This window comes from Amphibacillus xylanus NBRC 15112 (assembly GCF_000307165.1).
Lineage (GTDB): Bacteria > Bacillota > Bacilli > Bacillales > Amphibacillaceae > Amphibacillus > Amphibacillus xylanus.
Genome location: NC_018704.1, coordinates 898,131 through 915,998, shown reverse-complemented (window position 1 = coordinate 915,998; position 17,868 = coordinate 898,131). Strand labels below are relative to the sequence as shown.

Sequence of the window (17,868 nt, the reverse complement as noted above, 5' to 3'; positions counted from 1 at the left end):
TAAGTAACTAACCGATTAGGTGGTGATTTTTATTGACAGCAAGATTGAAGGATGATCAGCCTATTTTTATTCAAATAGCTGAATTAATTGAAACAAGCATTGCAGATGAAACTTATCTTGCGCACGATCAAGTCCCTTCGACAAATGAATTTGCGAAACACTATCAAATTAACCCAGCGACAGCGGCTAAAGGAATTAATCTACTTGTTGATCAAGGGATACTTTATAAGAAACGGGGCGTTGGTATGTTTGTAACTGATGAGGCTAAAGAAATCATTTTCAAAAAAAGACGAGAACGATTTTATGATCATTTTATTATTCCTTTAGTTGAAGAAGCGAAAATGATTCAGTTAACGAAAGACCAGCTTATTAATTGGATTGAGGAGGAGTTAAAGTATGAGGATTGAGATTGATAAGATTACTAAAACATTTGGTAAAGAGACAGCTTTAAAACAGCTATCCTTAGAACTATCGGGAAACAAAATTATTGGTTTATTAGGTAAAAACGGAGCAGGGAAAACAACGTTATTACGCCTGTTAGCAGGGCATTTTCGACCTTCTTCAGGAGAGATTAAAATTAATCAGCAACCTTCTTTTGATAACTACAACGTTACAAAAGATATTTGTTTCATTGAAGAAAATCATAACTTTTATCCAAAGTTTAGAGTAGATGATATATTAAAACTATCTGCAGTTTTTTATCCAAATTGGAATACAGAAGAAGCAAATCAGTTACTCAATATTTTTAAATTGAAGAAAAAACAAAAAATTCATGCTTTATCAAAAGGTATGCTTTCTGCTCTTGGAATTATTGTTGGTATTTCTAGTCATGCACCATTAACAATATTCGACGAACCATATATCGGACTAGATGCTACTGCAAGGTCTACCTTTTACGAATTGTTACTATCCTCTTATCAAGAAGATCCACGTATGATTGTGTTATCGACACACTTAATTGATGAGGTAAGTAATTTGTTTGAAGAAGTTGTTATTCTGCATGATGGTGAGGTATTGCTTCAAGAACTAGCAGATGATTTAGCAACAAAGCATCAGCTCATCTCTGGTTCAAAGCAGGCTGTTGATCGAGCAATTACAGGGAAAAATGTGATTTATCAATCAGAGTTACTCGGTAGAAAATCAGCAATTATTTTCGATGATCAGATAGACATCACATCTGATCTAACGAGTTCACATGTTAGTTTACAAGAATTATTTGTATATCTTACAAAAGAGGAGGTTGCTCAAAATGTTCAATCAAATTAAGCACACCTTACAATATTATTATAGCTATTCGATTAAACCAGTGATGACCTTTTGGTCGTTATTCTTTATGTTTTTACTATTAAGTTTATTGTTATCTAATTTTAGGGATGTTACCTTTCATTTAACGGGGATCACTTCTCTTTTTAGCATCATTTTTATGATTTTGTTTCCTGTTTTCACATTCAAGAATGTTTTCCCATTTGTTATCAAGCTCGGGATTAGTCGGAAAGCATTTGTAATTTCCACTTATATTTATAGCTTTACATTAAGTTTGATTATGACTGGATTAAACTATCTTTATTTGTATGGATTTAATCTCATAGCAGATGGTTTCTCTATTGAAGGATTCAATTATATCGGTCTAAATATGGAAGGCTTCGTAGAATTGATGCATGGTAACGTCTATCTCTTTGACTTACTTCTACATCTAACATTATTTTTATTTTTCACTTTTCTAGGTTCATTTTTCTATCGATTTGGATTTGTTTATGGGCTTATCCTGACATTCATATTTCCATTGAGCATGCTTATTCGTTCAGTCGGGATAAAAATTGTTGAAGTTTTAGAATACTTTTTTATCTTTCAAGAAACCTATACTCCACTAAGCTTTATCATTACAATACTAATTAGCTCTGCACTTCTGTGGTTAGTTGTTAATCGAGCAAGTGTAATTGATCAAATTACTAAACAGAACTAATCCGTTGTGTCGTTGTACTATATTATAACGTTAGTAAGTCCAAAAAACTCACTAACGTTTTTTATGCGTCTAATTTTATAACTCACGTTATAAATTGAAATTAGCTACATATACATTCCGTGATACAAGATTCAGCTTCGAGAAGGTCCCATAAGGGATTCCGTTTTGACTAAAACTCTCTAGCAATGTTAAAATCACAGTTCCAACACATCAAAAAAGCCTCAAGATAATTAAATCTTGAGGCTTTCTTAGCTTAGCGACGTCCTACTCTCGCAGGGAAAACCCAACTACCATCGGCGCTGAAGAGCTTAACTTCTGTGTTCGGTATGGGAACAGGTGTGACCTCTTCGCTATTGTCACTAAACCTACAGGTTATATACCCTGAAAACTAGATAAGAAATGCACCTGACAAGTGTCATCAAATTCAATGCTGAACGGTTGGTTCAGCTATATAACCTAGCTTCCACTCCCAGCAACTAGCGCCACTTCCTTCTCCTCCGTGCGATAAGTCAACATCAACTCACTTGCGTTCGTTGTGTTTCCTTTATCTCCTTCGGATCAGTCCAGTGCGTACGTTGCTAAACGGTCGTTTCAGCTTTTTGATTAATCTAGCTCAAGCTCCTGAATGAACAGTCGCTTTCGCTTTTTGTTTTAGTTAAGTCCTCGATCGATTAGTATTCGTCAGCTTCACATGTCACCATGCTTCCACCTCGAACCTATCTACCTCATCGTCTCTGAGGGATCTTACTCTAAAAGATGGGAAGTCTCATCTTGAGGGAGGCTTCATGCTTAGATGCTTTCAGCACTTATCCTTTCCATACGTAGCTACCCAGCCATGCTCCTGGCGGAACAACTGGTGCACCAGCGGTATGTCCATCCCGGTCCTCTCGTACTAAGGACAGCTCCTCTCAAACTTCCAAACGCCCACGACGGATAGGGACCGAACTGTCTCACGACGTTCTGAACCCAGCTCGCGTACCGCTTTAATGGGCGAACAGCCCAACCCTTGGGACCGACTACAGCCCCAGGATGCGATGAGCCGACATCGAGGTGCCAAACCTCCCCGTCGATGTGGACTCTTGGGGGAGATAAGCCTGTTATCCCCGGGGTAGCTTTTATCCGTTGAGCGATGGCCCTTCCATGCGGAACCACCGGATCACTAAGTCCGACTTTCGTCCCTGCTCGACTTGTAGGTCTCGCAGTCAAGCTCCCTTCTGCCTTTACACTCTATGAATGATTTCCAACCATTCTGAGGGAACCTTTGGGCGCCTCCGTTACTCTTTAGGAGGCGACCGCCCCAGTCAAACTGCCTGCCTGACACTGTCTCCGAACCGGATAACGGTCCTGGGTTAGAAGGTCAACACCATCAGGGTGGTATCCCACCGGCGCCTCCACGTAAGCTAGCGCTCACGCTTCTTTGGCTCCCACCTATCCTGTACAAATGGCATCAACATTCAATATCAAGCTACAGTAAAGCTCCACGGGGTCTTTCCGTCCTGTCGCGGGTAATGCGCATTTTCACGCATAGTATAATTTCACCGGGTCTCTCGTTGAGACAGTGCCCAAGTCGTTGCACCTTTCGTGCGGGTCGGAACTTACCCGACAAGGAATTTCGCTACCTTAGGACCGTTATAGTTACGGCCGCCGTTCACTGGGGCTTCAGTTCAACGCTTCGTACCAAAGGTACTAACGCATTCCCTTAACCTTCCAGCACCGGGCAGGTGTCAGCCCCTATACTTCGCCTTGCGGCTTCGCAGAGACCTGTGTTTTTGCTAAACAGTCGCTTGGGCCTTTTCACTGCGGCTTCTTCTAAAAGAAGCACCCCTTCTCCCGAAGTTACGGGGTCATTTTGCCGAGTTCCTTAACGAGAGTTCTCCCGCTCACCTTAGAATTCTCATCTCGCCTACCTGTGTCGGTTTGCGGTACAGGCACCTGTGTCCTGGCTAGAGGCTTTTCTTGGCAGTGTGGAATCAGAAACTTCGGTACTATATTTCCCTCCCCATCACAGCTCATGATTAATATCAGACGGATTTGCCTATCTGACTCACTCACTGATTGGGCGTGCATTTCCATCAGCACGCTTTTCTTATCCTCCTGCGTCCCCCCTTCGCTCGTAACGGTCACGAGGTGGTACAGGAATATCAACCTGTCATCCATCGCCTACGCCCTTCGGCCTCGGCTTAGGTCCTGACTAACCCTGAGTGGACGAGCCTTCCTCAGGAAACCTTAGGCATTCGGTGAAGAAGATTCTCACTTCTTTTTCGCTACTCATACCGGCATTCTCACTTCTAAGCGCTCCACCAGTCCTCTCGGTCTGACTTCTCTGCACTTACAACGCTCTCCTACCATTGATCGAAGATCAATCCGTAGCTTCGGTGATACGTTTAGCCCCGGTACATTTTCGGCGCAGCGTCACTCGACCAGTGAGCTATTACGCACTCTTTAAATGGTGGCTGCTTCTAAGCCAACATCCTGGTTGTCTGTGCAACGCCACATCCTTTTCCACTTAACGTATACTTTGGGACCTTAGCTGACGGTCTGGGTTGTTTCCCTCTCGACTATGAACCTTATCACCCATAGTCTGACTCCCAAGTCTATATCTCTGGCATTCGGAGTTTGACTGAATTCGGTAACCCGATGAGGGCCCCTAGTTCAATCAGTGCTCTACCTCCAGGATACGTATCTTGAGGCTAGCCCTAAAGCTATTTCGGAGAGAACCAGCTATCTCCGTGTTCGATTGGCTTTTCACCCCTACCCACACCTCATCCCCGCATTTTTCAACATACGTGGGTTCGGGCCTCCAGTCAGTGTTACCTGACCTTCACCCTGGACATGGGTAGATCACACGGTTTCGGGTCTACGACCTTCTACTATATTCGCCCGTTTCAGACTCGCTTTCGCTGCGGCTTCACCTTTTCTGGTTTAACCTTGCAGAAAATCGTAACTCGCCGGTCCATTCTACAAAAGGTACGCCGTCACCCATTAACGGGCTCCGACTACTTGTAAGCACACGGTTTCAGGTACTATTTCACTCCCCTCCCGGGGTGCTTTTCACCTTTCCCTCACGGTACTGGTTCACTATCGGTCACTAGGGAGTATTTAGCCTTGGGAGATGGTCCTCCCGGATTCCAACGGAATTTCACGTGTTCCGTCGTACTCAGGATACACATCGGAGGTGATGATCTTTCCACTACAGGGCTGTTACCTTGTATCGCGGACCTTTCCAGATCGCTTCGTGTAAATCGTCACTTTGTAACTCCTAATGATGTGTCCTACAACCCCAGTAAGCAAGCTTACTGGTTTGGGCTAATTCCGTTTCGCTCGCCGCTACTCAGGAAATCGCTTTTGCTTTCTCTTCCTCTGGGTACTTAGATGTTTCAGTTCCCCAGGTCTGCCTCATTTAACCTATGGATTCAGTTAAATGTACTACTCCATTACGAGTAGTGGGTTCCCCCATTCGGAAATTCCCGGATCAATGCTTACGTACAGCTCCCCGAGACATATCGGTGTTTGTCCCGTCCTTCGTCGGCTCCTAGTGCCAAGGCATCCACCGTGCGCTCTTTCTTACTTAACTAAAGTTGAAATTTTTATTGCTTCACAGTAAAAAAGACTTTTGGTCTTACTTTGTTTAAAAGTTTGATTTGATGTCTTGTCATACAGCTCGTGTTCAATCCTCATAAATAAGGAATGTTCACTTACTGTTTATTCTTATCTAGTTTTCAAGGTACGCTTCCACACGGATGTGGTGACTTCTGTGTTGTCACAAATGTTTTCGATGGGGCGAGTAATCGCAGTCCCACGGATGTGACGATTTTAACAGAAGATCCTTTGAGAGATTGATCTCTCAAAACTGAACCAAACAACTGAATTGTTAAGTCAGCCCATAGGGCTGTTCCTAGATCAGTCTAGCTCCGACGCCTTATCGACTAGCAGATTTCGAATGCCTTCCTACGATAAGTCAATATCGATTCACTTACGTTCATCGTATTTCCTTTATCTCGTCAGGCCTTCTCCAATCTGTACGTCGATGAGCAAGGCGTCTCCACTTCCTGATTTTCCTTAGAAAGGAGGTGATCCAGCCGCACCTTCCGATACGGCTACCTTGTTACGACTTCACCCCAATCATTGGCCCCACCTTCGGCGGCTGGCTCGCTAAAAGCGTTACCTCACCGACTTCGGGTGTTGCTAACTCTCGTGGTGTGACGGGCGGTGTGTACAAGACCCGGGAACGTATTCACCGCGGCATTCTGATCCGCGATTACTAGCGATTCCGGCTTCATGTAGGCGAGTTGCAGCCTACAATCCGAACTGAAAATGGTTTTATGGGATTGGCTCCACCTCGCGGTTTCGCAGCCCTTTGTACCATCCATTGTAGCACGTGTGTAGCCCAGGTCATAAGGGGCATGATGATTTGACGTCATCCCAACCTTCCTCCGGTTTGTCACCGGCAGTCAACTTAGAGTGCCCAACTGAATGCTGGCAACTAAGTTCAAGGGTTGCGCTCGTTGCGGGACTTAACCCAACATCTCACGACACGAGCTGACGACAACCATGCACCACCTGTCACCGCTGTCCCCGAAGGGAAAGCTATGTCTCCATAGCGGTCAGCGGGATGTCAAGACCTGGTAAGGTTCTTCGCGTTGCTTCGAATTAAACCACATGCTCCACCGCTTGTGCGGGTCCCCGTCAATTCTTTTGAGTTTCAGCCTTGCGGCCGTACTCCCCAGGCGGAGTGCTTAATGCGTTAACGCCAGCACTAAGGGGCGGAAACCCCCTAACACCTAGCACTCATCGTTTACGGCGTGGACTACCAGGGTATCTAATCCTGTTCGCTACCCACGCTTTCGCGCCTCAGCGTCAGTTACAGACCAGAGAGTCGCCTTCGCCACTGGTGTTCCTCCACATCTCTACGCATTTCACCGCTACACGTGGAATTCCACTCTCCTCTTCTGTCCTCAAGTTCTCCAGTTTCCAATGACCGCTTGCGGTTGAGCCGCAAGATTTCACATCAGACTTAAAGAACCGCCTGCGCGCGCTTTACGCCCAATAATTCCGGACAACGCTTGCCCCCTACGTATTACCGCGGCTGCTGGCACGTAGTTAGCCGGGGCTTTCTCGTTAGGTACCGTCAAGGTACCACCCTATTCGAATGGTACGTGTTCTTCCCTAACAACAGAACTTTACGATCCGAAGACCTTCTTCGTTCACGCGGCGTTGCTCCGTCAGACTTTCGTCCATTGCGGAAGATTCCCTACTGCTGCCTCCCGTAGGAGTCTGGGCCGTGTCTCAGTCCCAGTGTGGCCGATCACCCTCTCAGGTCGGCTACGCATCGTTGCCTTGGTGAGCTTTTATCTCACCAACTAGCTAATGCGCCGCGGGCCCATCTATAAGTGATAGCTTGCGCCATCTTTTATCCTCTCGTCAGGAGACAAAAGGTTTTATCTGGTATTAGCTCACGTTTCCGTAAGTTATCCCAGTCTTATAGGCAGGTTGCCCACGTGTTACTCACCCATCCGCCGCTCGATCCATTAAACGTCACTCCGAAGAGATCTGTTTAATTTCACGCGCTCGACTTGCATGTATTAGGCACGCCGCCAGCGTTCATCCTGAGCCAAGATCAAACTCTCAATAAAATTGATAGAGTTACGATTAACTCAATTTTGAAGCACTAGCTTCTTCTTACTTGTTTTTCTTAACATCTTTCGTTGTTTGGATTCAGTTTTCAAAGATCAATCGTTGTCGAATCTCGTCGACAACAAACTTATTGTAACACAAACTGATTTGCTTTGTCAATTGCCAATTTTTAACGTCATAATTTCTGTTTGTTTTTTTGGCAACGAAAGTTATTCTACGTTTTTTTAAATCTAAAGTCAAGCATTTTTAAAAGTTTTTTCTTAGAAAAAAACCCAAGCAATCAGAAACCTTGTGATTGCTTGGGTTTTACCCATTAAATTTAATTGTTTGATTATTAATTAGCGACGATATTTACAAGCTTCCCTGGAACGACAATTACTTTTCGTACAGTTTTACCTGCAATTTTCTCTTTAATTATTTCATTGTCTAATGCTAATTTTTCTAATTCCTCTTTTGTTGCATCTTTATCAACCATTATCCGCGCACGGTTTTTACCTAGAATTTGAATAACAATTTCAACTTCATTTTCCTCTAGCTTTGCTCCATCATATTCTGGCCATGGCTCATATGCAATTGTTTCAGAGTAACCTAATTTACTCCACAATTCTTCTGCAATAAATGGCGCAACAGGTGATAGTAATTTAACAAAACCTTCAACATAGTCTTTCAAAATTTGTTCTGCTTTATAAGCTTCATTAATAAAGACCATCATTTGTGAAATTGCTGTATTAAACTTCAGACTTGTAAAGTTATCAGTTACTTGTTTAACTGTTTCATGATAAACCTTCTCTAATTGATCTTGCTCTACTTGGTTTACAATTTTCGGAGATAGTTTATCCGTTTCTTCATCAACGAATAGACGCCATACACGATCTAAGAAACGACGTGAACCATCTAAACCTGCTTCTGACCAAGCAATTGAAGCATCAAGTGGGCCCATAAACATTTCGTAAAGTCTTAATGTGTCGGCACCGTGACTTTCAACAATGTCATCTGGGTTTACGACGTTGCCTTTTGACTTACTCATCTTCTCATTGTTTTCGCCGAGGATCATACCTTGGTTAAATAGCTTTTGGAATGGTTCTTTTGTCGATACTACCCCAATATCATACAAGAATTTATGCCAGAATCGAGCATATAGTAAGTGAAGTACTGCGTGTTCAGCACCACCAATATAAATATCTACTGGTAACCACTCTTTTAATAGGTCTTCATCAGCAATTTTTTCTGTGTTGTTTGGATCGATATAGCGTAAGTAATACCAGCTACTACCTGCCCATTGTGGCATTGTATTTGTCTCTCTTCGACCTTTCATACCTGTTTTCGGATCTGTCACGTTTACCCATTCTTCAATATTTGCTAACGGTGACTCACCAGTGCCGGAAGGTTTTATTTCTGTTGTCTTAGGCAACATTACTGGTAATTCACTTTCATCAACACCTGTTACAGTACCATCTTCCCAATGAATAATTGGAATTGGCTCTCCCCAATAGCGTTGGCGGCTGAATAGCCAATCACGTAAACGATAAGTTACTTTACGTTCACCTTTACCTTCACTTTCCAGCCATTCAATTGCTTTATTGATTGCTTCTTCTTTATTTAATCCATTAAGGAAATCTGAGTTAATATGTTTACCATCTCCAGTAAACGCCTCTACTTCGATGTTTCCTCCCTCAAGTACCGGAATAATCTCTAAATCAAAAGTTTTGGCAAACTCATAGTCACGTTGATCATGGGCAGGTACTGACATAATCGCACCTGTACCATAACTAGCTAAAACATAATCAGCAATCCAAATTGGTATCTGCTTATTATTAATTGGGTTAATTGCATAAGCACCCGTGAAAACGCCTGTCTTCTCTTTTGCTAAGTCAGTTCGTTCTAGATCACTCTTAGATTTAATTTTTTCAATATATTGTTCAACAGCTTCTTTTTGTTCTGGAGTAGTAATCTGTGAAACAAGTGAGTGTTCAGGTGCAAGCACTGCATAAGTAGCACCAAATAAAGTGTCTGGTCTTGTTGTAAATACTGTAAATGTTTTGTCTTGACCAGCAACTTCAAATGTAACGTTTGCTCCTTCAGATCTGCCTATCCAATTTCGTTGCATTTCTTTAATACTCTCTGGCCAATCAAGTTCATCTAAATCTTCTAATAGACGATCAGCATATGCGGTAATGCGTAACATCCATTGTTTCATCGGACGTCGCTCTACCGGATGACCTCCACGTTCACTCAGACCATCAATAACTTCCTCGTTAGCTAATACAGTACCTAATGCTGGACACCAGTTAACAGGAACTTCATCGATATAAGCTAAACCTTTTTCATATAGCTTTAAGAAAATCCACTGTGTCCATTTGTAATAGTTTGGATCTGTTGTGTTAATTTCACGATCCCAGTCATATGAAAATCCAAGATCTTGAATTTGTCTTCTAAACGTATCAATATTTTTGTCTGTAAATTCAGCAGGATCATTTCCTGTATCTAAAGCATACTGCTCTGCCGGTAATCCAAACGCATCCCACCCCATTGGATGTAAGACCTCGTAACCTTGCATCCGCTTCATACGTGATAAAATATCAGTTGCAGTATAACCTTCTGGGTGTCCAACGTGTAAACCAGCCCCAGATGGATATGGGAACATATCTAACGCATAAAACTTTTTCTTCTCTGATCTTATATTCGTTTTAAATGTTTTGTTCTCTAGCCAATACTTATTCCATTTCGTTTCAATTTTCTTGTGATCATAAGCCATGATCTAATTCCTCCTTTATAACGACAGCTATATTTTTTCAGAACGTTAGTTCGCAAAAATAAAAAGTCCCCGTCCCAAAACTGGGACGAGAACTTTTTTCCCGCGGTACCACCCAAAATTAACATTGTACAAAATGTTCACTTTGTTTTCTTTAACGCAGAATACGGCGATCACTACTTAAATTTCACAATCGCAACATAAAAGGTGAGTTCATCATCGGTATGGATAACTTTCAGCAACCGTTACCTCTCTTTAGACATACACAAATGATTACTATTCCTTCTCATCGTCGTTCATCATATTTTAACAGTATTTTAGTGAAATCAACTCTATTTGTCAAGTAAAGCTTTGTTCAATTAAAGATTTTATGCGTTTTCTTATTTCTTATGGTAAAATAACCAATGGTATTTATCTAATCAATCGGTTGAAATTAAAAAGAACCGATTGATTTTTATACTATTTCATTACAATCTTATATGTGACAAATATTTTTTTCAAAATGAATGGTGGTGTCAATAAAATGTTAAAACGTGTGATTCCATTTGCCCATCACTTAATTGAGCAGGCTGTTCAACCCGGCGATTGTGTCGTTGATGCAACGTGTGGTAATGGACACGATACCGTCATGCTAAGCCGCGCAACTGGTGATTTAGGTAAGGTTTATGCTTTTGATATTCAAGCAGAAGCAATTGAAAATACGAAAAAACGTTTAGCTGACGAATCGATCACGAATGTTGAATTGATTCATGATAGTCATGATCGAATTGGGTATTACATTGATCAAACGGAGAACCAACAAATCGGTGCTGCTATTTTTAATCTTGGTTATTTGCCGGGCAGTGATAAATCAGTTATTACTAAACCAAACCATACAATTGATGCGATTCAGCAAATTATTGATCGATTAAAACTAGGTGGACTCATTGTCTGTGTTGTTTATCACGGGCATCCTGGTGGGAAAGAAGAGAAAGACGCCTTACTTGAGTATGTGAAGCAGCTAGATCAGAAAATATTTAATTGTATTAGCTATGGCTTTATTAATCAAAAAAACAATCCACCTTTTGTCATTGCGATCGAAAAAAAAAGCGACAGATTAAATTAAAAAATTTGATCTGTCGTTTTTATATGGCGATTAAGAAAGCGAATTCCCCAGTGAAAGAACCTCGCTCTATATCCACCAGCTTTTAATAATCTTCTTTTTAATCTTTGGCCATCTTTTATCGTATGTACTTTAGGATCAGCTAAATAAAGTGCTAATAAACCTTCATATATGTAACGATGAAAATGATCGTCTGGCAAATGGCGGACGCTTTTTTTACTTTGATCAATAAAATAAACAATCCGCTGCTCCATTTCCTCATGACTTGGGTAATAGAAGCAAAAGTTCAAATCATTTTCTAAACGATCTTCTTCTTGATCAATTAAATAATCAAGTAAAATATGTAATCCTTGTATGTATGGAAAGTAACCATGATAAATATCACTTATTATTGTTGCAGATAAACGATCTTTTTGATATGCGTAGCTTATCAAACAAAAAATAGCTAATGTGGAACCTGTCGCTGCTGAATATTCATACCATGCAATCGTACGATCAGATAGTGAATTGTTTTCAAACGATTTTATCAAGCGTTCAACCCGATCTTCTGGCAGTACGTGTTTATCAACTTGAAGGTCAATATATTTCATTGCTAATTCAAGCAATTGTTCTTGAATTAATCCGTAATCAGGTAGTTGACGCAACTGCTTTTGACATACTCGAACCAATTCATCCAAATAACCACCATCATCTTGATCCTGTCGGTGATGATAATAATTTATGGTTTCATTTGAAAGATTAAATATTGACAGCATCGATTGGTGTAATGAACGAAAATCGATCGGATCTAACGAATCACTGCGATCACATAGATTATCTAAGTAATCACTTATCGTCTGATAGGCGACTATAAATGTAATCGCCTCTCTCCATTTATCTTTAGCTAGCATCGCATAAATTCCCCCGCCCCTAGCATGGAAAGCTTTTGCTTCAATACTTTGCAATGCTTGCTTTCGAAGATTAGGATTAGGGATTTTTTCGGCACGTGTGTGCCAATAATGCAACTCTTCATTAACAGCAGGTATAATCTTTTTTACTGCTGTCTTTGCTAATTGAGTAGCCGATCGATAATCACGCTCATTCATGTTCTCCACTCCATTTCAGATCAAACTAAAACAGTTTATTTGTTAACAAACGCTTTAATTGCTTCAGCTTTATCTAAACGCTCCCATGGAAATTCAACGTCAGTTCGGCCAAAATGACCGTATGTTGCTGTTGGTTTAAATATAGGCTTTCTTAATTGTAACATATTAATGATTCCCGCAGGTCGTAAATCAAATAGGTCACGAACCGCTTCGATTAACTTTTCTTCACTTACTTTTCCAGTTCCAAATGTATCAATTGAAATCGACACAGGCTCAGCAACTCCAATAGCATAAGCTAATTGAACCTCACAATTATCTGCAAGTCCTGCGGCAACGATATTTTTAGCTACATATCGAGCAGCATATGAAGCTGAACGATCGACTTTTGTAGCATCCTTACCACTAAATGCACCACCACCATGTCGTGCATAGCCACCATACGTATCAACAATAATTTTGCGTCCAGTTAAGCCAACATCACCTTGTGGCCCTCCAATAACAAAGCGACCTGAAGGGTTGATGATGTATTTAGTCTGATCATCTAGCAATTCATTGGGAACAATGGCTTTAATGACATATTCTTTCATATCTGATTGAATTTGCTCAAGTGATACGTCTGCATCATGTTGTGTAGAGATAACAATTGTATCAATCCGGATTGGCTGATTTTGTTCATCGTATTCAACCGTTACTTGAGTTTTTCCATCAGGACGCAAATAATCTAGTTGACCATTTTTTCGAACATCGGTTAATTGTTTTGCTAGCTTATGCGCTAACGAAATTGGTAATGGCATATATTCTGGTGTTTGATTTGTTGCATAACCAAACATAAGTCCTTGATCGCCTGCTCCAATTGCTTCAATTTCCTCATCAGTCATCTGACCTTCTCTTGCCTCTAATGCAAGATCAACACTATCTGCAATATCACGTGATTGTTCATCAATCGCTGTGAGCACAGCACAAGTTTCATAATCAAATCCATATGCCGAATCAACGTAACCAATTTCTTTCACAGTTTGTCTAACAATTTTCGGTATATCTACATATGTTGATGTTGTAATTTCACCTGAAACAAGTACAAGTCCAGTTGTAATAGTAGTTTCACAAGCTACGCGAGCTAGCGGATCTTCTTTTAATATTGCGTCTAGAACAGCATCTGATATTTGATCACAGATTTTATCCGGATGCCCTTCAGTTACTGATTCTGACGTGAATAATCGACGATTTGCAGTCATTCTGTCAAATCTCCCTTCTCTTTCTTACACTATATTTCTCATTTTATATCCAATAACTTTTGGTTGTTTTCTATCATATCATAACTTGACAACAAAACTATGGCGATTTTTAAAAATTTCTGTAGATTAATGGTGCATTTTTATGTTTTCACTTGATTGCTACTATAGTCAAAGTAACTGAATTTTATCCTTTTTTCAAACATCATTTCTTTCCAGCGGCAATAACTAAGCGCCTGACCATTAGGGCAGACGCTTAGTCTTTAAACTTTTTGTTAATTTGTTCAAGGCTACGCTTAACAATATCATCTTTCATTATAAAGCTAAATTGACGTTTCTGCTTGATATTTTTAGGTAGTTTTTCGAGTAATACCGGCCCATCTGTTTCGTAATAAGTGGGTTGTTCGACGATTTCACTTATTCGGGCATAGTAAATATTTTTATCTACTTGATCTCCCTTACCTTCAACATGGTATTGTCCAATATAATGAATATCGGCAATATTGGCACCTGTTTCTTCTTTGACTTCTCGGATAGCTGCCTCTTGCGCAGTTTCATTTTCTTCTACTTTCCCACCTGGGAATTCTAAACCCCGTGTCTTATGTTTCGTTAACAGCCATTTGTCTTGATATCGACAAATAACGAGGACGTGCATCGGTTCTTCGGAAAAAGGATTCTTTTCAAAAGATAGCTTAACCACATTATTATAATAATCTCGAAAAACATACATCTTCATCGCTACTTTCAAATTAGATCTAGTTGTTCATCTTCGGCGGGCAGGTGTTCAATCCTAACAATTTGCCAATTATCCTCCTGAGAAAATTCAATCAGTATTCGGTATCGACCATACAAGTCTATCTCATTTTCTTGTTCAATTACAACGTTACCATTGTCTAATTGCGTCACTTCATACGGATTACCTGAAATAAACCATGGCGGTAATTCTGTTGGCACGATGTAAAGCCCACCGTCATGCTCTTCAAAATAGTAATCAATATAAGGTTGAACAGCTTGTTTCGAAACGATATCTTGATAACGATCAATTAAAGCTTCTTTAGTTGATATGCCTTTTACCTTATAATCTTGATCAATATCTTGAAGAAAAATATTAATAAAAGCTTCCACTTTATCAATTATAACATCTTCTGTTAATAGATGTTGTTCAGTCGCTCGATCTAATTGTACAATATCTTCTTTTATTACGATAGTTTTTTCCATACTCTGCATAGAACGGTATGATCCATCTTCAGCAACCGCTTGATGATCTTTCTTTGTTGGTAATTGATAAGATAGCAGAAGCAGACCGACCAAAATCAACGTAATTGTTGTCACTAAAATAATAAATTTGTTCTGCTTCATTTGCTCACCTCAAGTTCTTGTTGTTAATTTAATCTACCACTATTAGACGCATTTTAAACACTATCACCATACTTCTTATTCAATCGAAACCAATTCTGTTAAGTAAAAGTAAAACTTCTCTGTTTCAGTAACGAACTGAATTTGTTGTTTGTCTCGATCAATGTCACTTATTCGTCCCACACATTGATGATGTGCATCACTTTCATAATATGTTAGCTTAACGATTCTATTCTCTATATAAGCAAGCTCTATTTCATATAAAAAAGCTGCCAACATCTGCTCATCATAATCAGGGCGCTGCTTCTTAGACCGATTCTCTTCATGCTGACGCAATAAAGCTTTATGCTCTGGTAACATCATTCGACTTGACTCCCAGATTAAATTTGAGCCTTCAGTTAATTTATTTTTCATCTTTCCTTACTCCTTCTAACGATTATGACCACCTATTTTTGTCGCTCTAATCCGAGCTTGACCAGCATCTAATAAAGACGATGCATTCATAATTGCTGTTAAGCCATATCTTTCTCTAATTCGATCAATCATGATCGCCAATTGTTCTTCTTCAGTTGGGTCATCAAAAAACGACAGCTGTCTTTCTGTTTTGGGCATTAATTGCGCTAATGAGATCCCTAGCGCTCGAACAGGATAACCTAACCAGTACTTGTCAAATAACACTTTTGCAGTTTCATTAATCACACGACCTAATTGAGTAGGCTCTCTCAAAGTCAGTTGCCGATTAAAACCTAACTTTTCTTTAAACCGATTACTTTGAACTTGAAGCGATACAGTCAAACCAAGATAATTTTGCTTTCGCACACGACGAGCGACTTCTTCTGATAATTCTTTAATGACAACATAAATATCTTCTCGCGCTTCATAATCTCTCGGTAATGTCATATGGTGCCCAATTGCTTTTTGCGTTTGATGTGTTCTTGGTACGACAGGGCTCTGGTCAATTCCATTCGCCAATCGCCACAGAACTTCACCGTTAATCCCCCACCGTTTCTGTAACCATTTAACAGGATATTGAGCAAGGTTACCAATCGTGTGCAAACCCATATTAGTTAAATGAACACGCATCCGACCTCCTACACCAAATAGCGCATTGATTGGAAGCGGCCAAAGTAAAGATTTAAGATTAGATTCATTTAATTCCGCTACTCCTGTTCTGTTTTTCTTGGCAAAATTATCACACGCCATTTTAGCTAATACTTTATTTGGACCAATCCCAATTCTTGACTCGACACCTATTGTTTCAAAAATTTCATCATGAATTTGCTTTGCTAGCTGCTCTTTCGTTTTAAATAAATGAATTGTATTTGTCACATCAAGAAATTGTTCATCGACTGAATAAACCTCAACAAGATCAGAGTATTGCTCAAGGATTTTTGTTATTTCATAGGAAACTTTTAAATATAGAGACATATGAGGTTGAATAACCTCCAGTTCTGGGCATTTTGCTTTTGCCTCCCATAATGATTCAGCTGTTTTAACCCCGAATTTTTTCGCAAGAGGACATGCAGCTAATACAATCCCACTTCGCTGTTTTGGGTCTCCCGCAACAATAACCGGTTTGTTTTGTAATGCTGGATGACTCACCTTTTCAACGGAAGCATAAAAGGATTGCATATCTACTAAAAAGATCGTCCTACTCATCTGTCTATTCACTCCTAAGAAGCTATAATAAGAACATATGTTTGTAATTGTATTTTATTCGAACGTACGTTCTTTTTCAAGTGGAATTATTTGTGTGGATAAATCAGTCATTTGATTTTTATAAAAAAGAGGAAATAAAAAAACCTTCTCAGTTAAGAAAAGGCTTGTAAGTTTAATAATTAATTAAAGATGGCATGCTTTTGTTTGATCCATGGTTTTAGCTTAAGAAACACTGGTACGAATAAGACAGATACAATCACACTTTTCACCAAGTTAAATGGGATCACACCAGCAAAAATGGTGCTTAACATGACGGCGCTAGACATATCGCCCCAGCCCATAATATTACTGTAGATCGGTAGCAGGACAAAGTAATTTAACAGTCCCATCGCAAGTGTCATAATGATCGTTCCAGTAATTAGACCAGAAATCAAACTTTTATCTCCCTTAAATTTGTGATAAATCATTGAAATTGGAATAACAAAAGTGATCCCTGCAACAAAATTCGCAAATACTCCGACTGGATCTGCTGCACCAGTAAACAATAAATAAAGTAAATTCTTAATTAACTGCACGATCACACCAGCCATTGGTGAGAAAATTAAAGCAGCCAATAGAGTAGGAACCTCACCAAAATCTACTTTTAGATATGGTGGGAGAAATGGTAATGGGAAGTTTAAAAATAACAACACCATTGAAATCGTCCCAAACAGCGACAAGATAATTAATTTTAATAACTTTGATGATTGATTTTTCATATCAACATCCTCCTTCATCTTTTTAATATCGATTAAAATCTTTAAATTGATGAAGGGAGAGTAACTTTCTTGACCAAAAAAACAAAAAATCCTAAAGCAGAAAAGGGCCTTAGGATAAAAATAGGTATCAAGAAATAAATGGCTACGCCAAATTACTCTTAATCTTCTCCCATCCAGACTTTACTGTCGGTTCTGGAATTACACCAGATCAACCACTTAGAAAGTGGGTCACGGACTTACAACATCATGTTGCTTACCGTCGGTCGGGAATTACACCCTGCCCCGAAGATTTAATCGATATTTAATTAATTATATTATAGTCGATAA

General features: G+C 39.9%; 12 protein-coding genes, 3 rRNA genes, 1 riboswitch and 1 other annotated feature. Of the genes, 4 read left to right on the top strand and 11 right to left on the bottom strand.

All coding sequences use genetic code 11. The features are described from left to right. The first annotated feature begins 32 nt into the window (after positions 1-32). The 3 genes from AXY_RS04510 to AXY_RS04500 are packed head-to-tail and all read left to right on the top strand — an operon-like array spanning position 33 to position 1,963. Positions 33-407, top strand: a complete 375-nt coding sequence (locus AXY_RS04510) for a GntR family transcriptional regulator (protein WP_015009605.1) — start codon at positions 33-35, stop codon at positions 405-407. Continuing rightward, positions 397-1,266: an ABC transporter ATP-binding protein gene (locus AXY_RS04505; protein WP_015009604.1), complete on the top strand. Its 870-nt coding sequence runs from the start codon at positions 397-399 to the stop codon at positions 1,264-1,266. The genes AXY_RS04510 and AXY_RS04505 overlap by 11 nt, the downstream gene beginning before the upstream one ends. Continuing rightward, a complete protein-coding gene (locus AXY_RS04500) occupies positions 1,250-1,963 on the top strand; it encodes a hypothetical protein (RefSeq protein WP_041450106.1) in 714 nt (237 codons plus the stop codon). Before AXY_RS04505 ends, AXY_RS04500 begins: the two co-directional genes overlap by 17 nt. A 251-nt stretch (positions 1,964-2,214) precedes the next feature. Here AXY_RS04500 and rrf read toward each other — a convergent pair. From rrf to leuS, 4 genes are all read right to left on the bottom strand, one after another. Continuing rightward, positions 2,215-2,327: ribosomal RNA gene (rrf, locus tag AXY_RS04495) — 5S ribosomal RNA — on the bottom strand. Between the two features lie 287 nt (positions 2,328-2,614). After that, positions 2,615-5,537 (bottom strand): 23S ribosomal RNA (locus AXY_RS04490). Positions 5,538-6,026: 489 nt separating this feature from the next. Beyond that, a 16S ribosomal RNA gene (locus tag AXY_RS04485) occupies positions 6,027-7,596 on the bottom strand. The 16S, 23S and 5S rRNA genes sit together here, the layout of an rRNA operon. 335 nt (positions 7,597-7,931) lie before the next feature. Continuing rightward, positions 7,932-10,352, bottom strand: a complete 2,421-nt coding sequence (leuS, locus tag AXY_RS04480; protein ID WP_015009602.1) for a leucine--tRNA ligase — start codon at positions 10,350-10,352, stop codon at positions 7,932-7,934. A gap of 78 nt (positions 10,353-10,430) precedes the next feature. Beyond that, positions 10,431-10,648 (bottom strand) — a binding site (T-box leader). Between the two features lie 224 nt (positions 10,649-10,872). Between leuS and AXY_RS04475 the strand changes: the two genes are divergently transcribed. Continuing rightward, a complete protein-coding gene (locus tag AXY_RS04475) occupies positions 10,873-11,454 on the top strand; it encodes a tRNA (mnm(5)s(2)U34)-methyltransferase (protein WP_015009601.1) in 582 nt (193 codons plus the stop codon). Here the strand turns inward: AXY_RS04475 and AXY_RS04470 are convergent. The 7 genes from AXY_RS04470 to AXY_RS04440 form a co-directional block, all read right to left on the bottom strand. Continuing rightward, the gene (locus AXY_RS04470; protein WP_015009600.1) at positions 11,451-12,536 is read right to left on the bottom strand and encodes a tetraprenyl-beta-curcumene synthase family protein; all 1,086 of its coding nucleotides are present in this window, start codon (positions 12,534-12,536) and stop codon (positions 11,451-11,453) included. The two genes, AXY_RS04475 and AXY_RS04470, sit on opposite strands and share 4 nt — an antisense overlap. 35 nt (positions 12,537-12,571) lie before the next feature. Beyond that, complete coding sequence (gene metK / locus AXY_RS04465; RefSeq protein WP_015009599.1) at positions 12,572-13,771, bottom strand: methionine adenosyltransferase; 1,200 nt, start codon at positions 13,769-13,771, stop codon at positions 12,572-12,574. Positions 13,772-14,024: 253 nt separating this feature from the next. Beyond that, positions 14,025-14,498, bottom strand: a complete 474-nt coding sequence (ytkD, locus tag AXY_RS04460) for an RNA deprotection pyrophosphohydrolase (RefSeq protein WP_015009598.1) — start codon at positions 14,496-14,498, stop codon at positions 14,025-14,027. A 14-nt stretch (positions 14,499-14,512) separates the two neighbouring features. Next, a complete protein-coding gene (locus AXY_RS12245; RefSeq protein ID WP_015009597.1) occupies positions 14,513-15,127 on the bottom strand; it encodes a hypothetical protein in 615 nt (204 codons plus the stop codon). Between the two features lie 75 nt (positions 15,128-15,202). Beyond that, on the bottom strand, positions 15,203-15,538 hold the full coding sequence (locus AXY_RS12240) for a YolD-like family protein (protein WP_015009596.1): 336 nt from the start codon (positions 15,536-15,538) through the stop codon (positions 15,203-15,205). Positions 15,539-15,553: 15 nt separating this feature from the next. Next, positions 15,554-16,783, bottom strand: coding sequence for a DNA polymerase IV (locus tag AXY_RS04445; RefSeq protein WP_015009595.1), 1,230 nt, complete (start codon positions 16,781-16,783; stop codon positions 15,554-15,556). 179 nt (positions 16,784-16,962) lie between these two features. Beyond that, a complete protein-coding gene (locus AXY_RS04440) occupies positions 16,963-17,541 on the bottom strand; it encodes an ECF transporter S component (protein WP_015009594.1) in 579 nt (192 codons plus the stop codon). A 157-nt stretch (positions 17,542-17,698) separates the two neighbouring features. Beyond that, positions 17,699-17,835: riboswitch (FMN riboswitch) on the bottom strand. Positions 17,836-17,868 lie beyond the last annotated feature (33 nt).

Coding starts and splice junctions, on each gene's coding strand:
- AXY_RS04505 (WP_015009604.1), top strand. CDS start 397: ATGAGGATTGAGATTGATAAGATTACTAAAACATTTGGTAAAGAGACA.
- AXY_RS12245 (WP_015009597.1), bottom strand. CDS start 15,127: ATGAAGCAGAACAAATTTATTATTTTAGTGACAACAATTACGTTGATT.
- AXY_RS12240 (WP_015009596.1), bottom strand. CDS start 15,538: ATGAAAAATAAATTAACTGAAGGCTCAAATTTAATCTGGGAGTCAAGT.
- AXY_RS04500 (WP_041450106.1), top strand. CDS start 1,250: ATGTTCAATCAAATTAAGCACACCTTACAATATTATTATAGCTATTCG.
- leuS (WP_015009602.1), bottom strand. CDS start 10,352: ATGGCTTATGATCACAAGAAAATTGAAACGAAATGGAATAAGTATTGG.
- AXY_RS04445 (WP_015009595.1), bottom strand. CDS start 16,783: ATGAGTAGGACGATCTTTTTAGTAGATATGCAATCCTTTTATGCTTCC.
- AXY_RS04475 (WP_015009601.1), top strand. CDS start 10,873: ATGTTAAAACGTGTGATTCCATTTGCCCATCACTTAATTGAGCAGGCT.
- AXY_RS04470 (WP_015009600.1), bottom strand. CDS start 12,536: ATGAATGAGCGTGATTATCGATCGGCTACTCAATTAGCAAAGACAGCA.
- ytkD (WP_015009598.1), bottom strand. CDS start 14,498: ATGTATGTTTTTCGAGATTATTATAATAATGTGGTTAAGCTATCTTTT.
- metK (WP_015009599.1), bottom strand. CDS start 13,771: ATGACTGCAAATCGTCGATTATTCACGTCAGAATCAGTAACTGAAGGG.
- AXY_RS04440 (WP_015009594.1), bottom strand. CDS start 17,541: ATGAAAAATCAATCATCAAAGTTATTAAAATTAATTATCTTGTCGCTG.